The organism is Rossellomorea vietnamensis (assembly GCF_001305855.1).
GTDB lineage: Bacteria > Bacillota > Bacilli > Bacillales > Bacillaceae_B > Rossellomorea > Rossellomorea vietnamensis_A.
Window position 1 is genome coordinate 34,288 of the sequence record NZ_LIXZ01000021.1, and the last position, 21,697, is coordinate 55,984.

Consider the following 21,697-nt stretch of genomic DNA (forward strand, 5'->3'; position numbering starts at 1 on the left):
CATGGAGTTACGATTCACGGAAGAGCAGCAGATGATGAGAAAGATGGTCCGGGATTTTGCCGAAACAGAAATTCAGCCGTTCATTGAGAAGATGGAAGCGGGAGAGTTCCCGAGGGACATTCTAAAAAAGATGGCCGAACTTGGTTTGATGGGGATTACGATTCCGGAGAAATATGGCGGATCAGAGATGGACTTCACTTCGTATATCATTGCGATTCACGAGCTTTCGAAAGTAAGCGCCACCATCGGGGTCATCCTGTCGGTCCATACGTCAGTGGGAACCAATCCGATCCTTTATTTTGGAAATGAAGAACAGAAGAATAAGTACCTTCCTAAGCTTGCAACAGGTGAGTATTTAGGCGCTTTCTGTCTGACGGAGCCGAGTGCAGGGTCTGATGCGAAGAGCCTGAAATCACGTGCGGAAAAGCGCGGGGACCACTATGTGGTGAACGGATCGAAAGTCTTCATTACCAATGGGGGCGAAGCGGATACGTATATTGTATTTGCGACAACGGATTCGACGAAGGGGAGCCGGGGGGTATCGGCCTTCATCGTCGAGAAGGATACACCCGGTCTTGTGATTGGGAAAGACGAACATAAGATGGGGCTTCACGGTTCACGGACCGTCCAGCTGACGTTTGAAGATATGAAAGTCCCGGCTGAAAACCTTCTTGGTGAAGAAGGGGAAGGCTTTAAGATCGCCATGGCGAACCTGGATGTCGGCAGAATCGGAATAGCCGCACAGGCGCTGGGAATAGCTGAAGCCGCCTTTGACTACTCAACGGCTTATGCAAAAGAGCGTGTACAATTCGGCAAACCGATCGCCGCCCAGCAGGGAATCGGCTTTAAGCTTGCCGATATGGCGACGGCCGTTGAAGGCTCGAAGCTTCTCGTGTACCGGGCGGCAAATCTTCGTGCGAACAATATTTCCTGCGGGAAAGAAGCCAGTATGGCAAAGCTGTTTGCATCGAAAACAGCCGTAGAAGTCTCGACGGAAGCGATTCAGGTGTATGGCGGATATGGGTATACGAAGGAATATCCGGTGGAGCGCTTGTTCCGTGATGCGAAGGTGACGGAGATTTATGAGGGTACGAGTGAGATTCAGCGGATAGTGATTGGGAAGCATTTGTTGGTGTAGAGGGATAGTGCTTCGTTGGATTACGGAGGGGTGTGGACTTGCATATATTCTTAGCGGGTCAGGCCCCAGATATAGATTGTTATGTTTAGTGGCGTAAATGGGTTTGTGGCTTAGCTTGTTTCTTGAGGGTGCCAGACCCGGTATTTAGATAATAGGAGGAATTTGGAATGAATTTTAAATTGTCGGAAGAGCATGAAATGATACGTAAGATGGTGCGTGATTTTGCACGTAATGAGGTGGCTCCTACTGCTGCTGAGCGTGATGAGGAAGAGCGCTTTGATATGGATTTATTCAAGAAGATGGCGGAGCTTGGCTTGACGGGGATTCCTTGGCCTGAAGAATACGGCGGGATCGGCAGTGATTATCTGGCTTATTGTATCGCGGTTGAAGAATTATCAAGAGTGTGTGCGTCTACAGGTGTTACATTATCCGCCCATACTTCTTTAGCCGGTTGGCCTGTTTATAAGTTTGGTACGGAAGAGCAGAAGCAGAAGTATCTTCGTCCGATGGCCCAGGGAGAGAAGATCGGAGCTTACGGTCTGACGGAGCCGGGTTCAGGATCAGACGCAGGCGGCATGAAAACGACGGCCCGCTTAGAAGGCGATCACTACGTATTGAACGGCTCTAAAATTTTCATCACAAACGGTGGAATCGCTGATACGTATATCGTATTTGCCTTGACGGATCCATCACAGCGCCAGCGTGGAACGAGTGCCTTCATCGTAGAAGCAGACTTCAAAGGGTTCTCTGTTGGGAAAAAAGAGAAGAAGCTTGGAATCCGTTCATCTCCAACAACTGAAATCGTATTTGAAGACTGTAAGGTACCGAAAGAGAACATGCTTGGGAACGAAGGCGACGGCTTCAAAATTGCTATGATGACCCTTGATGGCGGCCGTAACGGAATTGCCGCTCAAGCAGTGGGGATTGCACAGGGTGCACTTGATGCGTCTGTCGATTATGCAAAAGAGCGTGAACAGTTCGGTAAACCGATTGCAGCGAACCAGGGGATTTCATTCAAGATCGCCGATATGGCAACGTCCATCGAAGCTTCCCGTCTATTAACCTATCAAGCTGCATGGCTTGAGTCTGAAGGTCTTCCGTACGGAAAAGAATCGGCGATGTCGAAATTGATGGCCGGGGATACGGCGATGAAAGTGACGACGGAAGCGGTTCAAATCTTCGGTGGATATGGTTATACGAAGGACTATCCGGTGGAGCGTTATATGCGTGACGCGAAGATCACTCAGATTTATGAGGGGACGCAGGAGATTCAGAGATTGGTTATTTCGCGGATGGTGACGAAGTAGGGTTAGGAGTAGGAACTTTTTTTGGATGGGATCTGGTGGTCCTTCCTAACGCGTGTCAGGCACCCGAGGGATTTCAGCGTGTTTCTTGGTGTAAAGGGGTTTGTGATATCGCATGCTGGTTGAGGGTGCCAGACCCGGTGGGAGGGATAGGCTTGCTTGATGGGTATTTGGTGGTAGGTCCTTACTTGTGTCAGGCACCCGATGGGTTTAGTGTGCTTCTTGGCGTAATAGGGGTTTGTGATATCGCATGTTGGTTGAGGGTGCCAGACCCGGTGTGAGTTGATATAGAGATAGAGTCCTGATTGCTTCGTTGGGGGATGAGGCAGTCAGTATAGGGATTAGGGGTCAATGGGAGAAACGGATTATAAAGGCGGTCGGTTGTTTTGAATAAGAAGAGGGAAGTTCATGCTTCTGTTAAGGATGAGCGTTTGGTGGAAAAGCGGCGTGATCAAATGATTCGCGGGGCCGTCTCTCTATTTAAACAGAAGGGGTTTCACCGCACCACGACTAGAGAGATTGCAAAGGCCGCCGGATTCAGTATCGGAACGCTGTATGAATATATACGAACAAAGGAAGATGTCCTGTATTTAGTGTGTGACAGCATTTATGAGCAGGTTCGATTGGAGCTTGAGGAGCTTGATGTCGGAAAAGGGACGCTTGAAAATTTACGTCTCGGCATCGCCCATTATTTTCAGGTGATGGACCGGATGCAAGATGAAGTCCTCGTCATGTATCAGGAAGCGAAATCCTTATCGAAGGATGCCCTTCCATATGTGCTCCGGAAAGAACTTGAAATGGTGGGGATGGTGGAAGACCTCATCAAAGGCTGCGTCGACAGCGGAAAGCTTGAGCTTAATGATGATCAGATCCATATGCTGGCTCAGAATGTATTCGTCCAGGGACAGATGTGGGGATTCCGTCGCTGGGCACTGCAGAAGAGGTATACACTCGAGGAGTTCATCAATCTTCAAATCGAACTCACCTTTACGGGGATCATCGGATTTGAAAAACAAGGGAGAACAGGGGGAATAATATGAGCACGGTTGAGATTTATAAACCAAAGCACCATGTTCGTTTTGTCACGGCATCGAGCCTGTTTGACGGACATGATGCATCGATCAACATAATGCGTCGGATTATCCAGGCAAGTGGAGCAGAGGTTATCCACTTGGGCCATAACCGTTCTGTAGAGGAAGTCGTCAATGCCGCTATTCAGGAAGATGTTCAGGGGATTGCGATTTCATCCTATCAGGGTGGACATGTGGAATACTTTAAATATATGTACGACCTTTTGAAAGAAAGAGGGGCTTCCCACATCCGCATTTATGGCGGAGGCGGCGGGGTGATCATCCCGCGTGAAATCAAGGAACTTCACGAATACGGGATTGCCCGGATCTTCTCTCCTGAAGATGGTCGTACGCAGGGTCTTCAAGGCATGATCAACAAGATGATCGAGGAATGTGATTTCCCGACGATCAAGGGAAGCGTGAATCAGGAAGTCGAGAAGCTTTCAACCGGTAATGTGAACACGGTATCGAAGCTGATTTCACTTGCCGAGTACCAGGTCGGGGCAAATGAAGAAGTGGCAGCGACAGCCCAGACGGTTTTCTCTGAAATCAAGAGCTTAGCGAAAAAAGCACCTGTTTTAGGAATCACGGGAACGGGTGGAGCAGGGAAGAGTTCCTTGACGGATGAACTGATTCGTCGCTTCATCAACGAACTTCCTGAAAAGAAAATCGCTATTCTATCCATCGATCCAACGAAACAAAAAACAGGCGGAGCCTTATTGGGTGACCGGATCCGCATGAATGCGATCTTCAACCCACGTGTTTACATGCGAAGCCTTGCTACCCGTGGGTCGAAAACGGAACTTTCACTGGCGATCAAGGACGCGATCAATGTAGTGAAAGCGGCAGGATATGACCTGATCGTCGTGGAAACGAGCGGGATCGGGCAGGGGGATGCGGAAATCGCTGAGATCTGTGACATGTCCATGTACGTCATGACAAGTGAGTTCGGTGCCCCGTCACAACTGGAGAAAATCGATATGATCGACTTTGCCGATCTGATCGTCATCAATAAGTTCGAGCGCAAAGGCTCAGAGGATGCGAGACGTCAGGTGCAGAAACAGTATCAGCGCAGTCATATGCTCTTTGATAAAGATCTTGATGACATGCCAGTGTACGGAACGATCGCCAGCCAGTTCAATGACCCGGGAACCAATGCTTTATTTGCGGCAATCGTCGAAACGGTGAACAAGAAGATGGAGCTGGATTGGAAAACGGGCTTCTCCAAAGATGTCGATGTCGAGAAGCAAAACGTCATCATTCCAAACAATCGCCGTTACTATCTGCGTGAGATTGCTGAAACGGTCCGGAATTATCATAAAAAAGCCGAAGAGCAAGTGAATCTTGCCCGCCGTCTGTTCCAGCTTGAAGGGGCCATCGAAGCGGTCAATGAGAAAGAAACGAATGACGGTGTCGTAACGTCCCTTCAAACGTTGAAAGAAGAAGTGGAAAACAAATTAACATCAGAATCGAAACAGATTTTACAAAAATGGGATAACCTCAAAGAAACGTACAGTAAGGATCAGTTCATCACAAAAATCCGTGATAAAGAAATTGTCACGGAATTAAAGACAAAGAGTTTATCCGGACTGGATATCCCGAAAGTGTCCCTTCCAAAATATAAAGACTACGGCCAGATTCTGGATTGGGTATACAAAGAGAACGTTCCAGGATCCTTCCCGTACACAGCAGGAGTATTCCCTTTCAAACGCAAAGGGGAAGATCCGAAGCGTCAGTTCGCCGGTGAAGGGACGCCTGAACGGACGAACCGCCGTTTCCACTATCTGTCGAAGGATGATGATGCGAAACGCCTGAGTACCGCCTTTGATTCCGTCACACTTTATGGTGAAGATCCGGACCACCGTCCGGACATTTACGGGAAAGTCGGAGAGAGCGGCGTGAGCATCTGTACACTTGAAGACATGAAGAAGCTGTATGCCGGTTTTGATTTATGTGCGCCTTCAACATCAGTGTCCATGACGATCAACGGTCCCGCACCGATCATCCTTGCCATGTATATGAACACAGCGATCGATCAGCAGATCCGCATGAAGGAAGAAGAGCTCGGCCGGGTGTTGACCGTGGAAGAGTATGTGGAAGTGAAGGAACAGACCCTTCAAGTCGTTCGCGGAACGGTTCAGGCAGATATTTTAAAAGAAGATCAGGGTCAGAATACGTGTATCTTCTCAACTGAGTTTGCTCTTCGCATGATGGGGGACATCCAGCAGTATTTCATCGATCACAAAGTACGAAACTATTACTCTGTATCGATTTCGGGTTATCATATCGCTGAAGCGGGAGCGAACCCGATTTCACAGCTTGCCTTTACATTGGCGAACGGTTTTACGTACGTGGAATACTATTTAAGCCGCGGAATGGATATCAATGCCTTCGCGCCAAACTTATCGTTCTTCTTCTCGAACGGCCTTGATCCCGAGTATACGGTGATCGGACGTGTGGCACGCCGCATTTGGTCGACGGTGATGCGTGATAAATACGGTGCGAATGAACGCAGTCAGAAGCTGAAGTATCATATCCAAACGTCCGGACGTTCCCTGCACGCCCAGGAAATCGATTTCAATGATATTCGTACAACGCTTCAAGCGTTGATGGCCCTGCAGGATAACTGTAACTCCCTGCATACGAACGCCTATGATGAAGCGATCACGACACCGACGGAGGAATCCGTCCGCCGTGCCATGGCAATCCAGATGATCATCACGAAAGAACACGGATTATCCAAAAATGAAAATCCGCTCCAAGGTTCGTTCATCGCTGAAGAGCTGACGGATCTCGTGGAAGAAATGGTCCTCACAGAATTCGACCGCTTAAATGACCGCGGTGGCGTACTGGGATCCATGGAAACACAGTATCAACGCGGAAAGATCCAGGAAGAATCCATGTACTACGAAATGAAGAAACATTCCGGTGAGCTTCCGATCGTCGGAGTGAACACATACCTGAATCCGAATCCACCATCAGAAGAACAGATGGACAGTATGGAACTGGCACGTGCCACGCAGGAAGAAAAAGAAACACAAATTCAAAACCTGCGGGACTTCCAATCACAGCACAAAGACAAAACCGAAGAAGCCCTCACCCGCCTAAAGCAGGCAGCCGTGGGTGGAGGAAACATCTTCGAAGAACTCATGGAAACCGTAAAAATCGCAAGCCTCGGCCAAATCACACGCGCCCTCTACGAAGTAGGCGGCCAGTACCGACGCAACATGTAACAAATAAAAGGAAGATGAGACTACTGTAGGGGTGCAGTAGTCTCTTTTTTACAAATGGAAAATAGTTGATGATCAGTATGCATAGTATGAATGATGGTGGTATTAAGCTGTTTGAAAACATTAAACTAAGTTGATTGAAGCGGAAGGCACTCGACTCCTGCGGGAATTGCGGGAAAGTTGAGACCCCGCAGGGCAGCGCCCGAGGAGGCTCAACTCACGCCCCGCGGAAAGCGAGTGCCTGCAGCGGAAATCAACAACGCATGTCTCATGAAAAATGATAAAAAGAAACCAACAAGTTTAAAAACCCACCAAACCGTCTATCCTTTATACGAAATCAACCAATTTTTAACATGAACTTAATACATATAGGGTAAAACATCCTATATAATAAGAATTGTCAGATAAGTGAACGGGGAAGTACGATACATACGTTTGGATGTGAGACTGTGAAGACCATTTTACGCTACATACTATTAATCATCACCCTATACGCCGCCATCCTTTTATATCAAATTCAACTGGGTGCCATCCCTTTTTTCCTACTCTCTTTTTATCTATTCTATGAAGCATTCCGGGTCCTCAGGAGCGCTCAGAAAGAAGAGAAATTGGGAAATGGCCGGCCATCCTGAAATCAGATGCGAAAAAAATGCGGGAAAAACGAGATATGTATAGCATAAAGTGATTTATATTGTTTATAATGTTGAATATGGTTAAAATTGATAATGGAGAATTTTTGCCCTTTTTTACTCTACTTAGTAGAGTGTGAAATAGAGAAAGGAAGTGCGTAAAGTGAGTCTAAAGCAATTATCCAAAGAAGAATTGAGTCAAACATCATTCATTGAACTGGCACATGAAATTTTAGTAGAGAAAAAGCAAGCGATGGCATTTGAAGAGATCGTGAAGGAAATCAAAGGTTTGCTTGGAATCTCTGATAAAGAGGTAAAGAGCCGTTTACTTCAATTCTACACGGATTTGAATATCGACGGACGATACATTGCCATGGGAGATAATCGTTGGGGATTAAGAGAATGGTACCCGGTTGATCAAATTGAGGAAGAGACCGTTCCAACGATGAAATCAAGCAAAAAGAAAAAAGCGAAGAAGAAAGACGAAGACTTAGATCTGGAAGATTTCGATGATCTGGAAGATGAAGATCTTGATTATGATGATCTTGATGACGCAGACGATGATGATGATCTGACGGATGACGACGACGATGTCGATGTTGATGATGCAGACGAGGATCTGGACATTGATGATGACGAAGAAGAAGAGCTCGAGATCGATGAATTCGACGATGTCGAAGATGATGACGAAGAAGAAGATGAATCAGAAGAAGAGGAAGAGAAATAATCTCTCCCGGTTCAGTGTGGCTCCCGCCAGGCTTTTGCGCCTTCCGGGGGCCTTTTTATTTACGTGAAATGATTGAAAATTCTATCCCTTATTCTATGCTTGACTTCTATCCTTCATGAAGGTAGTATTTTATTTGGGCTCCCTAAAAAGGGACAGATTACGTATATCACGCTCCCCTTACACGATTGTAAGCGGGGCGTTTTTTGTTTTTATAAGAAGAATGCATTGACATGAACGGGTTTTTGCCAACCTTTCATAAGTAGCGGATCGATTCTTTAAAGACCCCTTACATTTTTATGTATCTTGATAATAAGAGGCTGTCTTAAAGCTTAGTATGCTGATGAATTTATTTTAAGAGAATGGACTTGTCCTTCTTTGAACAAGATAAATTCATGACATACCTACAATAGACACCCTCTACTTTTTTTGAACCAAACTTACTTTTAAGGGGGACATATACATGACTAAGTATATTTTCGTAACAGGCGGCGTAGTGTCGTCACTAGGGAAAGGGATCACAGCAGCTTCCCTTGGAAGACTACTCAAAAACCGTGGAGTGAGCGTCACGATCCAGAAGTTCGATCCATACATCAACGTAGATCCGGGAACGATGAGTCCATATCAGCACGGTGAAGTATTCGTAACCGATGATGGTGCTGAGACAGATCTTGACTTAGGTCACTACGAGCGTTTTGTTGACATTAACCTGACTAAATACAGCTCTGTGACAACAGGTAAAATCTATTCTACTGTTCTAAAAAAAGAGCGCCGCGGAGATTATCTTGGTGGGACTGTGCAAGTCATCCCGCATATCACGAATGAAATCAAAGAGCGCGTTTACCGTGCCGGCCGCGAAACGAATTCCGATGTCGTGATCACGGAAATCGGTGGAACCGTCGGGGATATCGAATCGCTTCCATTCCTTGAAGCGATCCGCCAGATCAAGAGTGATGTCGGTCGTGACAACGTGATGTATATTCACTGTACGCTTATTCCTTACATTAAAGCGGCAGGTGAAATGAAGACGAAACCGACCCAGCACAGCGTGAAAGAGCTTCGCAGTCTCGGGATCCAGCCAAATGTCATCGTCGTGCGTACAGAAATGCCGATGACCCAGGATATGAAAGACAAGATCGCGCTATTCTGTGATATCGACAAACATGCGGTAATCGAAGCGATGGATGCAGATACGCTTTACTCTGTACCACTGGCTCTTCAAGATCAAAAGCTTGATGAAATCACTTGTCAGCACTTGAAGCTGAACTGCCATGAAGCAGACATGACCGAGTGGAATGAACTCGTCGACCGCGTGAAAAACCTTTCCCGCAAAACAAGGATCGCCCTTGTCGGGAAATATGTTGAATTACAGGATGCGTATATTTCTGTCGTGGAAGCTCTTCGTCATGCAGGTTATCATTTCGACAGCGACATTGAAGTGAGCTGGTTGAACTCTGAGCTTGTCGACAGCGAAAATGTTGCCGAAAAACTGGCAGGCGTAGATGGAATCCTCGTACCAGGCGGCTTCGGTGACCGCGGTGTCGAAGGAAAGATCGCTGCGACCCAATATGCCCGTGAAAACAAGATTCCTTTCCTTGGAATCTGCCTTGGTATGCAGCTTGCATCCGTAGAATACGCGCGTAACGTACTTGGCATGGAAGGAGCACACTCTGCTGAGCTGAATCCAGAAACGCCATATCCGGTCATCGATCTATTACCGGAACAAAAGGATATCGAAGACCTTGGAGGGACACTTCGTCTTGGACTATACCCATGTAAGCTGACAAAAGGTTCAAAAGCCTATGCAGCCTACGACGGGGAAGTCGTGTACGAGCGTCACCGTCACCGTTTCGAATTCAACAATCACTACCGTGAACAAATGGAAAAAGCCGGCTTCATCTTCTCAGGTACAAGCCCTGATGGCCGTCTTGTGGAAATCATCGAGCTGAGCGACCACCCATGGTTCGTCGCATCTCAGTTCCACCCTGAATTCACATCACGCCCGACACGCCCGCAGCCTCTATTCAGAGACTTCGTGGAAGCGTCACTTGCGTATGGTGAGAAATAAGATTTTGTTTGGAAGAGCTCTCCCGGTTTGGGAGGGTTTTTTTGTGTTTGGAGAATCCCAACCCAACCCCATCAAAAAAACCCATCCCCAAACGGGAACAGGCTCATTCATTACTCTTCATACTCCTCCAACATCTCACGGATCACAAACCCCAATGCGTAATAGAGATAAAGGGCAGCCATGCTGGATGGGAAGCTCACGCGCTCACCGATTTCATCGCCGGGGAGCATCCCTTTTATCACTTTTGTATCTAAGTGGATATCCGCAATGTCCAACAGATTCTCATCTCCCTCGACCAATCCGGATACCGCTACAAATGGCACACCGTCAGCAGAGAGCTTCTTCGCGAACGCCACTGCTTCTTCATCCGTTGAATAGCGGGTGACGATCAGCACACGATCCGCTTCAGTCAGTTCGGTGGAAGATTCGTATCTTTTAGCAGAAGGAAGCGGCTCGGCACCGAACAGGGCTTCGGCGGTGACAGCTTCCATTTCCCGGTAGCCTTTTATGTAGATGCTTCCCTGGCCAATGGCGGCCTGGGCAAGGAGGCGTGCTCCGTCCTCTATTTCGAATTCCTGTTTATCATAAATCCGTTTGAACAATCCGGTTAACTGTGTAGTGAACATTTTGATCATAGAGTTCAATCTCCTTTTACATTCATCTTCGACATTTCTCATCGTAACCCTTATTATAAAGGGGAAAAAGGTCTCTAGCAAAATCTTGAGAATAAGCAGGATTTTTTTACAGAAAAAGAGAATAAGTAATAAATATACAATTATTTACCGTCGGAATACATAATTTATTAAAATGTGAAGGGGACTGAGGTATATGAATGAGAAGATTCTGATTGTGGACGATCAATTTGGTATTAGGATTCTATTAAATGAAGTGTTGCAAAAGGAAGGCTACCAAACATTTCAAGCTGCGAACGGCATTCAGGCTCTTGAAATCGTAGATAAGCATTCCCCTGATCTGGTTTTGCTCGATATGAAAATTCCTGGAATGGATGGAATTGAAATCCTGAAGCGGATGAAGCAGAAAGATGCGGATATCCGTGTCATTATCATGACCGCATACGGAGAACTCGACATGATTCAGGAGGCAAAGGACTTGGGAGCGCTTACCCATTTTGCGAAGCCGTTTGATATTGACGATATCAGACAGGCCGTCAGACAGTATATTCCAGTATAAGGAAGTTATTCGAATAGTGAAAATAGTAGTATTTTTAACATTTCGCCTCTGCAGTTGGTAAAATCATTTCTGTTTTGGTATGATACAAGTGAATTTGTTAACTATGTCACAAGGTGTTATACATAACACCGCCATTTATACCAAAATGGTCGACTGACTGAATACAAGGAGGAAATAACTATGCCTTTAGTTTCAATGAAAGACATGCTTATTCAAGCAAAAGAAAAAAGCTACGCGGTAGGTCAATTCAATCTGAATAACCTTGAGTTCACTCAAGCGATCCTGCAAGCGGCAGAAGAAGAAAAATCACCTGTCATCCTTGGTGTATCTGAAGGTGCTGCACGTTACATGAGCGGCTTCAAAACAGTTGTGAAAATGGTTGAAGGTCTTATGGAAGACTTAAACATCACAGTTCCTGTTGCGATTCACTTGGATCACGGTTCAAGCTTTGACAAATGTAAAGAAGCAATCGATGCTGGATTCACTTCTGTAATGATCGATGCTTCCCACGGTCCTTTCGAGGAGAACATTGAAATCACTTCTAAAGTGGTTGAGTATGCTCATTCTAAAGGTGTTTCTGTTGAAGCTGAGCTTGGAACAGTTGGTGGACAAGAAGATGACGTCATCGCTGACGGCGTTATCTATGCAGACCCTAAAGAGTGTCAAGAACTAGTAGAACGTACTGGTATCGATACACTTGCACCTGCTTTAGGTTCCGTTCATGGTCCTTACAAAGGTGAACCAAACCTAGGATTCAAAGAAATGGAAGAAATCGGAGCTGCTGCCGGAGTACCATTAGTACTTCACGGTGGAACTGGAATTCCTACAAAAGATATTCAAAAAGCGATTTCTTACGGAACAGCTAAAATCAATGTAAATACTGAAAATCAAATCACTTCTGCTAAAGCAGTACGCGAAGTATTAGCGGCTGACACAGAAGTATACGATCCACGTAAATACATGGGTCCAGCTCGTGAAGCAATCAAAGCAACAGTAATCGGTAAAATGCGCGAATTCGGTTCTTCTAACCAGGCGTAATAGACAGGTAATGTTTGGAAAGTCCTTGCGGCTAGATTAGGGGCTTTCCTGATGTGGTAGAAAAAGAATGAAGCTGTAGGATGGGACTGGCACCGGGAGAGGTTTGATACCTTTTGGGTCAGTCCCTTCCGTTCATTAAAAGATGATTGAAAATTTTGTCGAAAATGGGGTAGAGGAAATGAAATTTTTCATAGACACAGCAAACATGAGTGAAATCAAGGAAGCATTTGAATGGGGTATCATTTCAGGAGTGACGACGAATCCGTCCCTTGTAGCAAAAGAAAAGGGCGTAACATTTGAGGACCGATTAAAAGAAATCACGGATCTTGTCCCTGGTTCTGTAAGCGCTGAAGTCATCGCATTGGATGCGGAAGGCATGATCAAAGAAGGCCGGGAGCTTGCGAAGATCGCTCCGAATATTACGGTGAAGCTTCCAATGACGCCGGACGGTCTGACGGCTGCATCTACTTTTGCTAAAGAAGGGATCAAGACAAATGTCACGCTGATTTTCAGTGCGAACCAGGCGCTTTTAGCGGCTCGTGCTGGAGCGACGTATGTTTCGCCTTTTTTAGGAAGATTAGATGATATCGGTCAAGACGGCCTGGAGCTGGTTTCCCAGATTGCCGAGATCTTTGCGATTCACGGCCTGGAAACGGAAATCATCGCGGCTTCGACCCGTCATCCGCAGCATATTACGGAAGCGGCGCTCCGAGGGGCTCATATCGCAACCGTTCCTCTTAAAGTATTGAAGCAATTATTCCAGCATCCTCTGACGGATAAAGGAATCGATGCCTTCTTGAATGACTGGAACAATCGCTGATTTTAGGTCAATCGGTCTAAAAGAAAAAAATTCGATTATCCTATACATGTTTTGACGAATTATGTATACACTAGTAGACAATACTTCTTAGAACGTCTTCTATTGGAAAAATAATCCTTTTTGTTTAGATTTAGGGAAAACATGTCCTTAAATCGCTGAACAGTGGAAGGGAGTTTAATATGGAAAAGCTAAAAATTGCAGGAGGTTATCCCCTTGAAGGCACCATTAAAGTCAGTGGGGCCAAAAATAGTGCGGTAGCCTTGATCCCGGCAACCATTCTTGCTGATTCTCCGGTCACAATCGAAGGGTTACCAGATATCTCTGATGTAAGAACGCTGAAAGATCTCTTAGAAGAAATCGGTGGTTCTGTCTCATTGGAAGATGGGGATATGAGTGTAGATCCAAGTCAAATGGTGTCCATGCCTTTACCAAGCGGGAAGGTGAAGAAGCTTCGTGCTTCCTATTATTTAATGGGGGCGATGCTCGGACGTTTCAAAAAAGCGGTCATCGGCTTACCGGGTGGATGCCATCTTGGTCCACGTCCGATCGATCAACATATTAAAGGTTTCGAGGCACTTGGAGCGGAAGTCACCAACGAACAGGGTGCAATTTATCTCCGTGCCGATGAACTAAAGGGTGCCCGCATCTACCTTGATGTCGTGAGTGTCGGTGCAACAATCAACATCATGCTTGCAGCGGTTCGCGCCAAAGGCAGAACGATCATTGAAAATGCGGCAAAAGAACCTGAGATCATTGACGTCGCTACATTACTGAGTAATATGGGTGCAAGGATCAAAGGAGCAGGAACAGATGTAATCCGTATCGATGGAGTGGACGAGCTTCACGGCTGCCGTCACACAATCATTCCTGACCGTATTGAAGCAGGAACATTCATGATCCTTGCAGCGGCTGTCGGTAAAGGCGTACTCGTTGACAACGTCATCCCATTACATATGGAATCGGTCATCGCCAAGCTCCGTGAAATGGGAGTGCCTGTTGAAACGAACGATGATCAGATCTATATCGGCAGAGCGGACAAGCTCAAATCCGTAGATGTGAAGACACTCGTTTATCCAGGTTTCCCAACGGATCTGCAGCAGCCCTTCACCACGCTACTGAATCGTGCAGAAGGCTCTGCCGTCGTCACGGACACGATCTATTCAGCACGCTTCAAGCATATCGATGAGCTGAGAAGAATGAATGCCAGCATCAAAGTCGAAGGACGTTCAGCCATCGTAAATGGACCTGTCCAATTGCAGGGTGCCAAAGTGAAGGCAAGCGACCTCCGCGCAGGAGCCGCCCTTGTCATCGCAGGCTTAATGGCCGAAGGAATCACAGAAGTCACCGGCCTCGAACACATCGACCGAGGCTACAGCGACCTAGTCGCCAAACTCGAAGGACTCGGCGCCACCATCTGGCGCGAAAAAATGTCAGCGGAAGAATTGGAACAGATGAAGTCGTAGATTTGTAAAACTTTTTGCTTATTCGAACCATTATGTCCTACTTTTTTCGAAAAAAAGTCTCTCCAACCGCCTTAATGTGTTACAATAAATCTGTTAATATGTTATACAATTAAAGGTTATTGTAAAACAAAAGGGATTACGGGAGGCTATATACATGGAAAGAAGTTTATCAATGGAGCTTGTTCGAGTAACAGAGGGGGCTGCCCTTGCATCGGCCCGCTGGATGGGTCGCGGAAAGAAGGATGAAGCGGATGACGCTGCAACTTCTGCCATGCGCGATGTATTCGATACCGTACCGATGAAGGGTACGGTCGTCATCGGTGAAGGGGAAATGGATGAAGCTCCAATGCTTTATATTGGTGAAAAATTAGGGACAGGCTACGGTCCACGCGTCGATGTAGCCGTCGATCCATTGGAAGGAACGAATATCGTTGCTTCCGGAGGCTGGAATGCACTGGCAGTACTTGCGGTGGCAGACCATGGAAACCTACTGAATGCACCAGATATGTATATGGATAAAATCGCAGTCGGACCGGAAGCGGTCGGGGAAATCGACATCAACGCTTCTGTCATCGATAACCTGAAAGCCGTTGCGAAAGCAAAGAATAAGGATATTGAAGACGTGGTGGCAACAGTCTTGAACCGTCCTCGTCACGAACATATCATCCAACAGCTGAGAGAAGCGGGAGCCCGCATCAAGCTGATCAATGACGGAGACGTGGCAGGCGCCATGAATACGGCATTCGATCATACGGGTGTCGATATCCTGTTCGGATCCGGCGGTGCTCCAGAGGGAGTTCTTGCGGCCGTTGCGTTGAAGTGCTTAGGTGGAGAGATCCAAGGGAAACTTCTGCCGCAGAACGACGGAGAGCTCGAGCGCTGCATCAGCATGGGGCTCGATGTGGACAAAATCCTTCGCATGGAAGACCTCGTATGCGGTGACGATGCCATCTTTGCAGCAACCGGTGTAACAGACGGAGAACTGTTAAGAGGTGTTCAGCTGAAAGGGACATACGGCCTGACTCATTCTGTCGTTATGCGTGCGAAGTCCGGTACCGTCCGATTCATCGACGGACGCCACAGTCTTCAGAAAAAACCAAACCTGGTCATGAGATAATAGAAACAAGCAATGCAGAGAGAGAAACCAACTCCTCTTAAATAAGAGTAACGGATGGGCAGGAAACGTGCCCATCCACACTCTTATCACTCACTTTTTTCTTCATAGGTGAAAAAATGCTGCCTATCTACCAAAACCACCTTCCTTTTTTTACCCAGTCATTGATTCTTAATGAAAAGTATGGTTACAATAGATAAGGTTTTTATCTTCAGCGTTTTTTCTTTATATATGCTTCAACTATTTCTTCATTTTAAGAAAATCTACCCTTCTTTTTTTATTTTTAGGTAGGACAAATTAATAAAGCGTGGTGTCATAATGGAAGAGTTAACAATCTCTAGCTTAGAAAATATGAAGCTGAAAGAGCTTTACGAGCTAGCCAAACAATACAAAGTTTCTTATTATAGTAAATTAACAAAAAAAGAATTGATTTTTGCCATCCTTAAAGTTCGTGCAGAACAAGAAGGCTTCTTTTTCATGGAAGGTGTCCTTGAGATCATCCAATCAGAAGGCTTCGGTTTCTTGCGTCCGATCAACTATTCTCCGAGCTCTGAGGATATTTATATTTCGGCGTCACAAATCCGTCGTTTCGATCTGCGTAACGGGGATAAAGTATCGGGAAAGGTACGTCCTCCGAAAGAAAACGAGCGTTATTTCGGACTGCTTCATGTTGAAATGGTGAACGGGGAAGAGCCTGATTCTGCGAAAGAGCGCGTGCATTTCCCAGGGTTGACGCCTTTATACCCTGACCGTCAAATGAAGCTTGAAACAGAACCGAATAAAATTTCCACACGTATCATGGATCTCATTGCACCGGTCGGATTTGGACAACGTGGTCTGGTCGTGGCACCGCCTAAAGCCGGTAAGACGATGCTGATCAAAGAAATCGCCAATTCGATTACAACGAATCATCCTGAAGCAGAACTCATCATTCTTCTCATCGACGAGCGTCCAGAGGAAGTAACGGACATCGAACGTTCTGTAGAAGCGGAAGTAGTAAGCTCTACTTTTGATGAAGTGCCTGAAAACCACATCAAAGTGGCCGAGCTCGTCCTTGAGCGCGCCATGCGTCTGGTTGAGCACAAGCGTGACGTCATCATCCTGATGGATAGTATCACTCGTCTCGCACGTGCGTACAACCTGGTCATCCCGCCAAGTGGACGAACACTTTCCGGTGGTATCGATCCTGCTGCGTTCCACCGTCCGAAACGATTCTTCGGGGCAGCCCGTAACATTGAAGAGGGCGGAAGCTTGACGGTCCTTGCAACAGCGCTTGTTGACACAGGTTCCCGTATGGATGACGTCATTTATGAAGAATTCAAAGGAACAGGGAACCTTGAGCTTCACCTGGACCGTTCCCTTGCAGAGAGACGTATTTTCCCGGCCATCGATATCCGTCGTTCCGGAACGCGTCGTGAGGAACTTCTCATCAAACCGGATCACCTTGAAAAACTGTGGGCAATCAGAAAAGCGATGTCCGATCAGCCTGATTTCGCCGAGAAGCTTATGCGCAAGCTGAAGCAATCGAAAACGAATGAAGAGTTTTTCAATGTGTTGACAGAAGAGTCCAAGAAGCGTTAATCTAATAATCGAATGATTTTTCAAGGAAAAGGGTGACTGGAATTTCCAGTTTTGCAGCTTGCAAAAATACCTCGTCCTTGTTATAATGATATCAATGTGTTTTTAAAAACTGGATGTGGTAAGGGGCTGGCTATTACTCTCATGCTTATGCTCATATCACATATATCTTCGTAATAAATTACTCTGTCTCAGATGATTCAGGGCGGAAGGAGATGAAAGAAATGAAATCAGGAATTCATCCTAAGTACAACACGATCAAAGTTAGCTGTGCTTGCGGTAACGAATTTGAAACTGGTTCTGTAGCGGAAGAAATGCGCGTTGAGGTATGTTCTGAATGCCATCCATTCTACACAGGACGTCAGAAATTCGCTGACGCTGGTGGACGTGTTGACCGTTTCAACAAAAAATACGGTCTTAAAAATCAACAACAATAATGAAGAGTCAGAAGGCCGCATCGTACGTCTTTGTGCGTAGGTGCGTATCCTTCTCTTCTATTAGAAAAACAGGCAAGGATCTTCATGCTTGCCTGTTTTTTATTACGTTTAAAGCAAATGGTTGAAGATATAGAGGCAGTTCCAATTGAGCTGTGCCTCTTTTTTTCTGCCAAAATGAGCATTATTCCCGTACATAAAGGAATGCTTTATACTAATGAGTAGTCCGTTTTCACTAACAGCCAGGCTGTTTTTATAGATCAATGTGTAAGGAAGGAGAGGCGCTTTCGTGTATGTCATGAAACAAACGGGTTGGGTAGAAGTCATTTGCGGCAGCATGTTCTCAGGGAAATCCGAAGAACTGATCCGCCGGGTCCGACGCACTCAATTTGCCAAACAAGAAATTGCTGTGTATAAGCCAAAACTAGATAATCGCTACAGTGATGAATCGGTTGTATCTCATAATGGTACCTCTGTCATCGCCAAAGCAGTCGAGGAGTCAAGCGTGATCCTTGATGACCTGAATCCAGAGGTGGATGTCGTAGCCATCGATGAGGTTCAGTTTTTTGACGAAGGCATCGTCGACGTCGTCCAGAAATTAGCGAACAGCGGATACCGTGTCATCCTCGCTGGTCTAGATCAGGATTTCCGCGGAGAACCATTCGGCCCGATGCCGGACTTGATGTCCATTGCTGAGCAAGTGACTAAGCTCCAAGCCGTTTGCGCCGTCTGCGGCTCTCCGGCAAGCCGGACGCAGCGCCTGATCAATGGTGAACCGGCTTGTTACGATGATCCCGTCATCCTCGTCGGAGCATCAGAAGCCTACGAGCCAAGATGCCGCCATCACCATGAAGTACCGACCGGGATGAGCGTCACTCCGGATATGGTGAAGGAAGTTTAAATAGTGAGTGAAAACAAAGTCATGTAGGTGTGGCTTTGTTTTTTTGTACATGCATAACCACCAACCTGCAGGAAAACCTAACAGCAGGAGGTGTGAAAGCATGAAAAAATTACTGTTAACTTTATCTTTTACTGTTTTCTTTCTTTTGATTACAGCGTGCGGCGTGAATCAGGAGTCTGAATACGGCGAGCATAATGACAGCGGCGGTACCCGTTTTATCGATAATCGAAAGGCGGAAATGGATAAGCGCCAGGACAAAAATGTTAGGGAAATCACGGATCAAAATCCCAATTTCCCTAACCTGACTAATTCTCAAGGTACGACTTCCACGACAAAAGGCGTTTATGAAGACAAAGCCCGGGAAGTGGTAAGGGAATACTCTAAGTTCCAGCCTGATGAGGTGTGGATCAATGGGAATCAAATGTGGGTGACGGCCCATACGAAGAAAGAAATGAATATGGCTGAGACCGATAAAGAGGAAGCCATGCTGAAAGATAAGTTGCAAAGAGCGATTCCCCGATACGATATCAATGTGAAAATCACCGAAAGATAATGGAAGGGGGGAGCTCACCGGCTGCCCCTTTTTCACCTGAATTCCCCCTGTTCCCATTCCCGTTCTTCCTTGTGTTTACATACACCATATAATATAATTGTACTGTTATGGATTAAAATTGAGGTGAATAGCTGTGTTCGATCGTTTACAAGCAGTGGAAGATCGCTATGATAAGTTAAATGAACTATTGAGTGATCCAGAAATTGTGAATGACCCAAAGAAGCTAAGAGATTATTCAAAAGAACAATCAGACATCCAAGCAACGGTAGAAGCATATCGAGAATATAAAGAATTGACCGGGCAGTATAAAGACGCGAAGGCGATGCTGGATGATAAGCTTGATGCTGATATGCGTGAAATGGTGAAGGAAGAAGTTTCCGAGCTTGAAGAGCAAATCGAAGCGTTGGAAGCCCGTCTGAAAATATTATTGATTCCGAAAGACCCGAATGATGATAAGAACGTTATCATGGAGGTTCGTGGTGCTGCTGGTGGAGATGAAGCGGCCCTGTTTGCCGGTGATTTATACCGCATGTACAGTCGCTTTGCTGAAGCGCAAGGCTGGAAGATCGAAGTCATGGAAGCGAACTCCACTGGTGTCGGTGGTTACAAAGAGATCATCTTCATGATCAACGGAAATGGCGCATTTTCCAAAATGAAATATGAAAACGGGGCACACCGCGTGCAACGTGTACCTGAAACAGAATCCGGCGGACGTATCCATACGTCGACGGCAACGGTAGCCTGCCTGCCGGAAGCGGAAGAAGTCGAAGTGGATATCCACGATAAAGATATCCGTGTCGATACTTTCGCATCCAGTGGCCCGGGAGGACAAAGTGTTAATACCACCATGTCTGCCGTGCGACTGACCCACGTCCCGACAGGTGTCGTCGTATCATGTCAGGATGAAAAATCGCAAATCAAGAACAAAGAGAAAGCCATGAAAGTATTGCGTGCCCGCGTGTACGATAAATTCCAGCGTGAAGTCCAAGCGGAATACGATGCAAATCGTAAATCTGCCGTTGGTACCGGTGACCGTTCCGAGCGTATCCGTACGTACAATTTCCCACAAAACCGCGTTACGGATCACCGCATCGGCCTGACGATCCAGAAGTTAGATCAAATCCTTGAAGGAAAGATGGATGAAGTCATCGATGCATTGATCATCGAAGATCAGTCCAAACTTCTTGAAAGACTGGAAGAATAGTCATGGTGACGGTATTTGAAGCCCTGAAATGGGCTTCTTCTTTTTTAGTCGAAAATGGCCGCGATGAGAATGTGGGTGAAATTTACTTGCGGCATTTAATGGGTATGTCAAGGTCACAGCTGCTGGCAGAACAGCGGAGGTCCGTCCCTCAAGAAAAATGGGACGAATTCAAGGAAGGGGTCCAGCGGCATGTCGGTGGCGTCCCGATTCAGCATATCATCGGGACTGAGGAGTTTTACGGCCGGGAGTTTATAGTGAATGAGCATGTGCTGATTCCGAGGCCGGAGACGGAAGAATTGATCTATTATGGGTTGCAGAAGATGAAGGATCTGTTTGGTGATGTGGATACTCCTTTGCAGGCTGTCGATGTCGGGACGGGAAGCGGTGCGATTGCGGTAACGTTAAAGCTCGAAGCGGAGCGTCTGCCTCTTGAGATGATGGCTGTTGATATTTCGACCGAAGCACTGGCGGTTGCCAGGGAGAATAGCAAGAGACTCGACGCAGATGTGCGCTTTTTTGAAGGAGATCTGCTGAAGCCATTGATTGAAGCCGGAGTGAAGCTGGATATTCTTTTGTCCAATCCTCCATACATCCCACTGACAGACCGCGAAACTCTATCAGATGTCGTAATCGATCATGAACCTGAACTCGCTTTATTTGGCGGGGAAGACGGATATGATCTGTATAAACGATTTATGGAAGAACTGCCTCTTGTCATGAAAGAAAGATTCTTGATTGGCTTTGAAGTCGGAGTCGGTCAGGGAGAGACGGTTGCGGATCTGCTGCGCGCGACCTTCCCGGATGCAGAAACAGAAGTCGTCCATGACATCAATGGGAAAGATCGTATGGTGTTTTGTGTAAGGAAATAGGAAATGTACCCTCGATTTTGGTGATTGAGGGTCTTTTTTATGGAAATCAATCGGAATATGAGTGCAGGAAGAGTCTTATGACGGCTTTCCACCACTTTTATTTTCAATTTCACCCAACTTATGATTAAGTCTATATAATTGTGTAAATAAAAAAGGGCCATTTTAATTCCCATGATACAATGTTTTCGACCAAGAAAATCTGTACATGGAGGAATTAAAAATGACCCAACTTAATCTTACTTTAAATATTGAAGATTTAAAAGACCAGGTGGCTAACTCTGATCTCGATGCCCTTGTTAAATCTTCCCTCGTCTTAGTGCTTAATGAGTTTATGGAAAAAGAACGTAATGACTACTTAAATGCTAAGGC

General features: G+C 46.2%; 19 protein-coding genes and 1 pseudogene. 19 read left to right on the top strand and 1 reads right to left on the bottom strand.

The window, feature by feature from the left end; genetic code table 11:
- Position 1 precedes the first annotated feature (1 nt).
- The 7 genes from AM506_RS19055 to AM506_RS19085 all read left to right on the top strand — a co-directional run bounded on the left by AM506_RS19055 (position 2) and on the right by AM506_RS19085 (position 10,163).
- On the top strand, positions 2–1,138 hold the full coding sequence (locus tag AM506_RS19055; protein WP_060674332.1) for an acyl-CoA dehydrogenase: 1,137 nt from the start codon (positions 2–4) through the stop codon (positions 1,136–1,138).
- A 167-nt stretch (positions 1,139–1,305) separates the two neighbouring features.
- A complete protein-coding gene (locus AM506_RS19060; RefSeq protein WP_060674334.1) occupies positions 1,306–2,445 on the top strand; it encodes an acyl-CoA dehydrogenase in 1,140 nt (379 codons plus the stop codon).
- A gap of 383 nt (positions 2,446–2,828) precedes the next feature.
- Entirely contained in the window at positions 2,829–3,482 is a 654-nt protein-coding gene (locus AM506_RS19065; protein ID WP_060674336.1) for a TetR/AcrR family transcriptional regulator, read from the top strand.
- On the top strand, positions 3,479–6,745 hold the full coding sequence (gene icmF, locus AM506_RS19070; protein ID WP_060674338.1) for a fused isobutyryl-CoA mutase/GTPase IcmF: 3,267 nt from the start codon (positions 3,479–3,481) through the stop codon (positions 6,743–6,745). Before AM506_RS19065 ends, icmF begins: the two co-directional genes overlap by 4 nt.
- Positions 6,746–7,191: 446 nt before the next feature.
- The gene (locus AM506_RS19075) at positions 7,192–7,374 is read left to right on the top strand and encodes a hypothetical protein (RefSeq protein ID WP_060674340.1); all 183 of its coding nucleotides are present in this window, start codon (positions 7,192–7,194) and stop codon (positions 7,372–7,374) included.
- Positions 7,375–7,534: 160 nt separating this feature from the next.
- On the top strand, positions 7,535–8,098 hold the full coding sequence (rpoE, locus tag AM506_RS19080; protein ID WP_060674343.1) for a DNA-directed RNA polymerase subunit delta: 564 nt from the start codon (positions 7,535–7,537) through the stop codon (positions 8,096–8,098).
- A gap of 460 nt (positions 8,099–8,558) precedes the next feature.
- Positions 8,559–10,163, top strand: coding sequence for a CTP synthase (locus AM506_RS19085; RefSeq protein ID WP_060674345.1), 1,605 nt, complete (start codon positions 8,559–8,561; stop codon positions 10,161–10,163).
- A 110-nt stretch (positions 10,164–10,273) separates the two neighbouring features.
- Here AM506_RS19085 and AM506_RS19090 read toward each other — a convergent pair whose 3' ends face one another.
- On the bottom strand, positions 10,274–10,798 hold the full coding sequence (locus AM506_RS19090; RefSeq protein ID WP_060674347.1) for a DUF2529 domain-containing protein: 525 nt from the start codon (positions 10,796–10,798) through the stop codon (positions 10,274–10,276).
- 193 nt (positions 10,799–10,991) lie between these two features.
- On the opposite strand from AM506_RS19090, the gene AM506_RS19095 reads away from it, so the two are divergent.
- From AM506_RS19095 to AM506_RS23665, 12 genes and pseudogenes are all read left to right on the top strand, one after another.
- Positions 10,992–11,354, top strand: a complete 363-nt coding sequence (locus tag AM506_RS19095) for a response regulator (protein WP_034765110.1) — start codon at positions 10,992–10,994, stop codon at positions 11,352–11,354.
- A 180-nt stretch (positions 11,355–11,534) separates the two neighbouring features.
- Entirely contained in the window at positions 11,535–12,392 is an 858-nt protein-coding gene (locus tag AM506_RS19100) for a class II fructose-bisphosphate aldolase (protein WP_060674348.1), read from the top strand.
- Between the two features lie 178 nt (positions 12,393–12,570).
- Positions 12,571–13,212 carry a fructose-6-phosphate aldolase gene (gene fsa, locus AM506_RS19105; RefSeq protein ID WP_060674350.1) on the top strand — a complete coding sequence of 214 codons (642 nt, stop codon included), beginning with the start codon at positions 12,571–12,573 and terminating at the stop codon, positions 13,210–13,212.
- Positions 13,213–13,391: 179 nt separating this feature from the next.
- The gene (locus AM506_RS19110; RefSeq protein ID WP_060674352.1) at positions 13,392–14,675 is read left to right on the top strand and encodes a UDP-N-acetylglucosamine 1-carboxyvinyltransferase; all 1,284 of its coding nucleotides are present in this window, start codon (positions 13,392–13,394) and stop codon (positions 14,673–14,675) included.
- Between the two features lie 154 nt (positions 14,676–14,829).
- Complete coding sequence (glpX, locus tag AM506_RS19115) at positions 14,830–15,792, top strand: class II fructose-bisphosphatase (protein WP_060674354.1); 963 nt, start codon at positions 14,830–14,832, stop codon at positions 15,790–15,792.
- A gap of 315 nt (positions 15,793–16,107) precedes the next feature.
- On the top strand, positions 16,108–17,370 hold the full coding sequence (gene rho / locus AM506_RS19120; protein WP_060674356.1) for a transcription termination factor Rho: 1,263 nt from the start codon (positions 16,108–16,110) through the stop codon (positions 17,368–17,370).
- Between the two features lie 221 nt (positions 17,371–17,591).
- Complete coding sequence (rpmE, locus tag AM506_RS19125) at positions 17,592–17,804, top strand: 50S ribosomal protein L31 (protein WP_034765123.1); 213 nt, start codon at positions 17,592–17,594, stop codon at positions 17,802–17,804.
- A gap of 286 nt (positions 17,805–18,090) precedes the next feature.
- Positions 18,091–18,702: a thymidine kinase gene (locus tag AM506_RS19130; RefSeq protein ID WP_060674359.1), complete on the top strand. Its 612-nt coding sequence runs from the start codon at positions 18,091–18,093 to the stop codon at positions 18,700–18,702.
- Positions 18,703–18,802: 100 nt separating this feature from the next.
- Positions 18,803–19,255, top strand: a complete 453-nt coding sequence (locus AM506_RS19135) for a hypothetical protein (protein WP_060674360.1) — start codon at positions 18,803–18,805, stop codon at positions 19,253–19,255.
- A 133-nt stretch (positions 19,256–19,388) separates the two neighbouring features.
- Entirely contained in the window at positions 19,389–20,459 is a 1,071-nt protein-coding gene (prfA, locus tag AM506_RS19140; protein WP_060674362.1) for a peptide chain release factor 1, read from the top strand.
- Positions 20,460–20,461: 2 nt separating this feature from the next.
- Complete coding sequence (gene prmC / locus AM506_RS19145) at positions 20,462–21,328, top strand: peptide chain release factor N(5)-glutamine methyltransferase (protein ID WP_327205556.1); 867 nt, start codon at positions 20,462–20,464, stop codon at positions 21,326–21,328.
- Positions 21,329–21,548: 220 nt separating this feature from the next.
- Positions 21,549–21,697: pseudogene (locus tag AM506_RS23665) on the top strand (IS256 family transposase); the annotation flags it as partial.

Coding starts and splice junctions, on each gene's coding strand:
- AM506_RS19055 (WP_060674332.1), top strand. CDS start 2: ATGGAGTTACGATTCACGGAAGAGCAGCAGATGATGAGAAAGATGGTC.
- AM506_RS19060 (WP_060674334.1), top strand. CDS start 1,306: ATGAATTTTAAATTGTCGGAAGAGCATGAAATGATACGTAAGATGGTG.
- icmF (WP_060674338.1), top strand. CDS start 3,479: ATGAGCACGGTTGAGATTTATAAACCAAAGCACCATGTTCGTTTTGTC.
- AM506_RS19085 (WP_060674345.1), top strand. CDS start 8,559: ATGACTAAGTATATTTTCGTAACAGGCGGCGTAGTGTCGTCACTAGGG.
- AM506_RS19090 (WP_060674347.1), bottom strand. CDS start 10,798: ATGATCAAAATGTTCACTACACAGTTAACCGGATTGTTCAAACGGATT.
- AM506_RS19095 (WP_034765110.1), top strand. CDS start 10,992: ATGAATGAGAAGATTCTGATTGTGGACGATCAATTTGGTATTAGGATT.
- AM506_RS19100 (WP_060674348.1), top strand. CDS start 11,535: ATGCCTTTAGTTTCAATGAAAGACATGCTTATTCAAGCAAAAGAAAAA.
- fsa (WP_060674350.1), top strand. CDS start 12,571: ATGAAATTTTTCATAGACACAGCAAACATGAGTGAAATCAAGGAAGCA.
- AM506_RS19110 (WP_060674352.1), top strand. CDS start 13,392: ATGGAAAAGCTAAAAATTGCAGGAGGTTATCCCCTTGAAGGCACCATT.
- glpX (WP_060674354.1), top strand. CDS start 14,830: ATGGAAAGAAGTTTATCAATGGAGCTTGTTCGAGTAACAGAGGGGGCT.
- rho (WP_060674356.1), top strand. CDS start 16,108: ATGGAAGAGTTAACAATCTCTAGCTTAGAAAATATGAAGCTGAAAGAG.
- rpmE (WP_034765123.1), top strand. CDS start 17,592: ATGAAATCAGGAATTCATCCTAAGTACAACACGATCAAAGTTAGCTGT.
- AM506_RS19135 (WP_060674360.1), top strand. CDS start 18,803: ATGAAAAAATTACTGTTAACTTTATCTTTTACTGTTTTCTTTCTTTTG.
- prmC (WP_327205556.1), top strand. CDS start 20,462: ATGGTGACGGTATTTGAAGCCCTGAAATGGGCTTCTTCTTTTTTAGTC.